The sequence below is a fragment of the Candidatus Palibaumannia cicadellinicola genome, from assembly GCF_002855795.1.
In the GTDB taxonomy this organism is placed as follows: Bacteria; Pseudomonadota; Gammaproteobacteria; order Enterobacterales; family Enterobacteriaceae; genus Baumannia; species Baumannia cicadellinicola_C.
The window spans coordinates 1-5,739 of the sequence record NZ_NJPO01000180.1 but is presented as its reverse complement, the minus strand read 5'-3'; the positions used below and the strand labels follow the sequence as shown (position 1 = coordinate 5,739).

General features: G+C 43.3%; 5 protein-coding genes. 3 read left to right on the top strand and 2 right to left on the bottom strand.

The window, feature by feature from the left end; genetic code table 11:
• Positions 1–126: 126 nt before the first annotated feature.
• Entirely contained in the window at positions 127–2,331 is a 2,205-nt protein-coding gene (gene priA, locus CEX73_RS03280; RefSeq protein ID WP_101627153.1) for a primosomal protein N', read from the bottom strand.
• Positions 2,332–2,529: 198 nt separating this feature from the next.
• Between priA and rpmE the strand changes: the two genes are divergently transcribed.
• Positions 2,530–2,745 (top strand): 50S ribosomal protein L31, encoded by a 216-nt coding sequence (gene rpmE, locus CEX73_RS03275; RefSeq protein WP_101627152.1) that lies wholly within the window; start codon positions 2,530–2,532, stop codon positions 2,743–2,745.
• A gap of 37 nt (positions 2,746–2,782) precedes the next feature.
• Here the strand turns inward: rpmE and metJ are convergent, their stop codons facing one another.
• Entirely contained in the window at positions 2,783–3,100 is a 318-nt protein-coding gene (metJ, locus tag CEX73_RS03270; RefSeq protein ID WP_101627151.1) for a met regulon transcriptional regulator MetJ, read from the bottom strand.
• A 310-nt stretch (positions 3,101–3,410) separates the two neighbouring features.
• Here metJ and metB point away from each other — a divergent pair, with 310 nt between their 5' ends.
• Both metB and metF read left to right on the top strand, forming a co-directional pair.
• Entirely contained in the window at positions 3,411–4,571 is a 1,161-nt protein-coding gene (gene metB, locus CEX73_RS03265; protein WP_101627150.1) for a cystathionine gamma-synthase, read from the top strand.
• 222 nt (positions 4,572–4,793) lie between these two features.
• Positions 4,794–5,705: a methylenetetrahydrofolate reductase gene (gene metF, locus CEX73_RS03260; RefSeq protein WP_101627148.1), complete on the top strand. Its 912-nt coding sequence runs from the start codon at positions 4,794–4,796 to the stop codon at positions 5,703–5,705.
• Positions 5,706–5,739: the final 34 nt, after the last annotated feature.

The window sequence follows — 5,739 nt, the reverse complement described above, 5'->3', positions numbered from 1 at the left end:
AATAAAGTCATAATTGTTGCCGATTGTTAACTAATTATAATGGTTTGAAAACAGCCGGCTCTATGTATGTTGCCTTGGTTTTCTTTCGCGAACAACAAAGTAATCGCACACTACTCATAACTAGTATCAGCTGTCAATAGGATCGACATCTAATGACCATTTTACTTTCCGTGCCTGAGAAAGCGTTCCTACTAATGGTAAAATAGTTGTAACAAGTCGCTGCAACTGCAGCCGTGATGGATGCGACAACAGTAGTTGCCAGCGGAACCGACCGCAGCGCTTAGGCGCTAATGCTGGTATAGGACCCATTAGTAACAGTGCTTTATCGCGCAGCGGATGAGCGTCCAATAATTGACGGGATTGGTCGAGGAATAGTCCAGCCTGGTTGTTATCATGATCTTCCGCACGAAAAAGAATATGACTAGTAAAAGGCGGTAAACCAGCTTGTCGACGTTCTTCTAGCATCTGTAGGGCGAAGTCCATATATCCGTAGCTAAGCAGTGTCTGTAGCAAAGGATGCTCTGGATAATAAGTTTGTAACAATACTTCTCCTTGCTTGCCAGCGCGGCCAGCGCGGCCTGATACCTGAGTATAAAGCTGGGCGAACCGCTCCGCGGCGCGAAAATCCCCAGAAAACAGCGCGCCGTCTACATCTAATAACGATACTAAAGTCACGTCGGGGAAATGGTGCCCTTTAGCTAGCATTTGCGTGCCTATCAAAATGCGTTCCCCTCCCCTCTTAACCTGGGCTAAAAACAACTCTAGCGCCCCTTTGCGCGCGGTAGTGTCACGATCGATACGCGTCACAGGTACGGTAGGAAATTGCTGCGCTAGCGTTTGCTCAAGTTGCTCTGTGCCCAAACCTACTGGCACAAGCTGTGTTGAACCACATTGTGAACACTGATATGACACAGGACGCTGACTATAGCAGTGATGGCAGCGTAATTGGCGTTGTTGCTGATGAAAAGTATAGTAGTGATCGCACCGCTGGCACTCGGCTATCCAGCCGCACTCATGACATAGCAGCGCTGGGGCAAAACCACGTCGGTTGAGAAAAAGCATGACTTGATTGCCGGCTTCTAGGTGCTGTCGCATTTTTTGCAGTAGTGCTGTAGATAAGCCGTTAGTCAGCTGCTGGTTTTTTAAATCAACCAATTGCTGACTGGCTAGTTGAGCATTACCAATACGCTTTCCTAGCGTTAATTGATGATATTTTTTTTGTTGTACATTATAGATCGTCTCCAAAGCTGGGGTGGCTGTGCCAAGAATAATCGGTACATTTTCCTCGCGAGCGCGAAATACCGCTAGATCGCGGGCGTTATAGCGCCACCCAGTATGCTGCTTATACGAACCATCGTGTTCCTCGTCGATGACAATCAGCCCCAGCCTAGCAAAGGGAGTAAACAGTGCAGAGCGTGTGCCGATTACGATGGCACTTTCGCCACGCCGAACTTTCCGCCAAACAGTCAACCTTTCTTGGTGATTCAGCCCAGAATGTAGTACTTCCACCGGAGCATGGAAGCGCTCGCGAAAGCGGGTGATAGTTTGCGGAGTTAAGCCTATTTCTGGCACGAGAACTAATGCTTGTTTCCCTTTTAATAAAATATTTTCTAGTACTGTCAGATAGACTTCTGTCTTGCCGGCACCAGTGACCCCAGCAAGTAACCATACCCCATATTGCTCATCCTTACTTCGGATAGCGCCCACCGCGTTCGCCTGCTCGGCATTAATACGCCGATGCTTACAGTTTACCCTAAAAATAGTGCGCCAGTCGTGTTCCACTACCGGTACCGATAATGCGCGCAAGTTGCATAATCCTTTCGTGCGCAATGCCTGTAACGCTGCGTCGTCTAGTTGTAAATCACTTACTTGATGACGATAGAACGGGCCACGGAGTAGCGCCTTTAGCGCTTTTTGTTGCTTAGGAGCTCGCTTGAGACTATTTGGTAAGGTACTACTTCCTTTGTGGGTGGCGAACCATTGCCACATTGGTGCCCTTTCTGCCGGCTTCCCCTGGCGAATCAACACTGGCAAGGAGTGAAATAACACTTTACCGGCTGGATAGTGGTAATAGCTAATCGACCAAATCAAAATACGCCACAAGCTATCAGAAAAAAGTGATTGTTTGTCTAGGACTTCAGTTACTAGTTTCAACTGATCTAGCGCCAGTTTACTACGTGGATGAATAGCTGTGATGATACCAATGACCTGGCGCTGACCAAAAGGAACTAGTACCCTACCTCCTACTACTGCTTGGTTGGTGTTATCGGACAGTAAATAATCGAAAGTACGTGCCAGCGGCACAGGTAGAGCAACATTAACAACGTGCATTAGTTTATTCCGGAGTAAAAGCGCTAACTAGATGTGCGTATGATGTATAAATTCATTTGCCAAAATAGGTGGTATTTTGTATTATCAGTAGCTTTGGGTATAATGTCATACTACGTCATGATGATGACACTTAATTCGTGTCGTGTGGCTTATAGTGACGTCGATAGCGACACAATCAATCTGACGAATAGGTGTTCCATGCAAAAAAATATACACCCCAAATACTTTCAAATTACCGCAATCTGTTCTTGTGGTAATATTATAAAAACTAATTCTACTTTAGACCATGACTTGAATTTAGACGTATGTAGTGCTTGCCATCCTTTTTACACAGGTAAGCAACGCATCATTAACACTCGTGGTCGTGTTGAACGTTTTCATAAGCGTTTTGGTATCCCCATTAGCAAAAAGTAATGTTTTATGTTTTCTGTATAGTGGTGCTACATCTGTCTCAATAAACCCAAGTATCGGGATCTATTCCGATTTCACGCATCATTTGTTTCGCTACTTCTGGTATTTCGTCGTTACGTTCTTTACCTAAATCGTGATCGTTAGGTAAAGGCTGGCCGGTAAAAGCATGCAGAAAAGCTTCACACAGTAGCTCACTATTGGTGGCGTGGCGCAGGTTATTAACCTGGCGCCGGGTTCTTTCGTCAGTAAGAATTTTCAGCACTTTCAGCGGAATGGAAACTGTAATTTTTTTTACTTGTTTACTTTTTTTACCACGTTCAGCATAAGGGCTGATATACTCACCTTTCCATTCAGCCATGGCGTACCTTAAGATCTGATTACACTAATATAAATGGTAGAACAATTCGCTAATTATGCAGTATCTATGATAAACACACTACTTAATGTTAGTGCTGGATAAATCTGCGGTTTATTACAATGTGGTCATTACATCCTCGACTATACTAAATTAAAAATGATTAGTCATTAGACTGTTTAATTTAGCATAATTTTAGCTTTTATTATTACTTACTTGAGTTAGTAACTTTAGATGTCTAGATGTATTGACTGCTATTATTATGTAGTTTACTCTTTTATCAAAACTTTTTTATTAGTCAGGATGCGACAATATGACGCACAAACAAGCCACGATCGCAGTTCGTAGTGGGTTAAATAACGACGAGCAATTTGGCTGTCTAGTTCCACCGATAACTTTATCTAGCACATATAATTTTATTGAATTCAACCAGCCACGCACCCATGATTACTCGCGGCGTGGAAATCCAACCAGGGATGTAGTACAGCAGGCACTAGCAGAGCTGGAAGGGGGAGCAGGAGCAGTGATGACTAGTAGCGGTATGTCTGCTATCCATCTCGTGTGTACTATGTTACTGAAACCAGATGATCTGCTCATTGCACCTTATGACTGTTATGGGGGTAGTTATCGTCTGTTCGAAAGCCTGAGTAAGCGCGGCGCTTATAAAGTGCAGTTTATTGATCAGAGTAATGAAAAAACGCTAGCGGCTACTTTTGCTAGCAAACCCAAATTAGTACTTATTGAGACCCCAAGCAATCCTTTGCTGCGGGTTGTAGATATTGCAGCCGTTTGTCGCGCCGCGCACCAGGCGGGGGCCCAATGTGTTGTGGATAACACATTTATGAGTCCTGCTTTACAACAGCCGCTAGCGTTGGGGGCTGACCTAGTGGTGCACTCATGCACTAAGTATCTTAACGGACATTCTGATGTGATGGCCGGCGCTGTGATTGCTAAAGAGGCGGCAGTAGCTAATGAGTTGGCTTGGTGGGGTAATAATATCGGCGTGACCGGCGGGGCGTTTGATAGCTACCTATTGCTGCGTGGTATCCGTACCTTGACGCCGCGTATCCGGCAACAACAAAGTAATGCTCAAGCAATCGTAGCGTATTTACAGCAACATCCCCAGGTTAAAAAGCTGTATTATCCAGAATTACCCGATCATCCCGGCCATGAAATTGCGTGTCGTCAGCAAAGTGGTTTTGGTGCCATGCTTAGCTTTGAGTTAGACGGAGATGAAGCGGCACTACGCCGTTTTTTAGCAGCGCTAGAGTTGTTTACTTTGGCTGAATCACTGGGTGGAGTAGAGAGCCTGATATCTCACGCAGCGACTATGACTCATGCAGGGATGGCAGCTGAAGCTAGGGTTCGTGCCGGTATCTGCGATACTTTATTGCGAGTTTCAGTTGGTATTGAGGATAGTGAAGATTTAATTGCAGATATCGCACAAGCTTTTCAAGCAGCTCTTAATATATAGTTTACTTATATATATATATGTTTTGTTGTAATTTACCTTTAGCATGCCTACGCATTAACATTGAAACAAAGATAACTACAGTTTAATTTGAACATTATTCAATATATTTGAATATTTTTCTTAGTAGTGAATTATTTGATTGACGTTCATTTTTATTTACTTCATTTTCTTTATTTTCTTTCTATATGTTAATCACCTTATTTTATGAGGTAAAGTAAAGGCATGAGTTTATTTCACATTCATCATAGAGAAATCCTTAATCATAATTTAGCGGAACGACAGGGCCATATAAACGTTTCTTTTGAGTTTTTTCCTCCCCGTACGAGTGAAATGGAAGAGTATTTCTGGCACTCTATCCACCGGTTAAGCAAACTTAAACCAAAATTTGTCTCCGTTACTTATGGCGCTAACTCAGGAGACAAGAAGCGCACTTACAGCATCATCAAAGAGATTAAAGAGCGTACTGGACTAGAGGCAGCCCCTCATTTAACCTGTATAGATACATCACCCACTGCGCTGCAGGAAATCGTTCAAGAATACTGGCGTAGCGGTATTCGTCATATCGTGGCACTGCGCGGTGACCTACCTATCGGCAGTAGTCGGCAGGATATGTACGGTTTAGATTTAGTAGTACTATTGAAAAAAGTAGGTGATTTTGAGATTTCTGTGGCTGCTTATCCTGAAGTCCATCCGGAAGCGCGAAATGCTCAGTCTGACTTGATAAATCTCAAAAAAAAAATAGATGCTGGCGCTAGTAGGGCGATTACTCAGTTTTTTTTTGATATTGAAAGTTATTTGCGGTTCCGTGATCGCTGTTTGGTAGCAGGCATCGATACTGAAATCGTGCCCGGAATTCTACCGGTATTCAATTTTCGCCAACTACAGCGTTTTGCAGCTATGACTAACGTAAAAATACCACACTGGATGAGTGTAATGTTTGATGGACTGGATCAAGATATAGAAACAAGTAAGATGGTAGGTGCTTCTATTGCCATAGATATGGTCAAAATACTCATCCGTGAGGGTGTAAAAGATTTTCATTTTTATACGCTTAATCGTGATGAGTTAACCTATGCTATTTGTCATACCCTAGGGATACGTTCTGAAAGCAGAAATACACCAGTTATTAGCTAACTATCAATAATACTAATTATGTCACACAATTGAG

Excerpts from the sequence above, each read along its gene's own strand:
- priA (WP_101627153.1), bottom strand. The coding sequence starts at position 2,331 with ATGCACGTTGTTAATGTTGCTCTACCTGTGCCGCTGGCACGTACTTTC.
- rpmE (WP_101627152.1), top strand. The coding sequence starts at position 2,530 with ATGCAAAAAAATATACACCCCAAATACTTTCAAATTACCGCAATCTGT.
- metJ (WP_101627151.1), bottom strand. The coding sequence starts at position 3,100 with ATGGCTGAATGGAAAGGTGAGTATATCAGCCCTTATGCTGAACGTGGT.
- metB (WP_101627150.1), top strand. The coding sequence starts at position 3,411 with ATGACGCACAAACAAGCCACGATCGCAGTTCGTAGTGGGTTAAATAAC.
- metF (WP_101627148.1), top strand. The coding sequence starts at position 4,794 with ATGAGTTTATTTCACATTCATCATAGAGAAATCCTTAATCATAATTTA.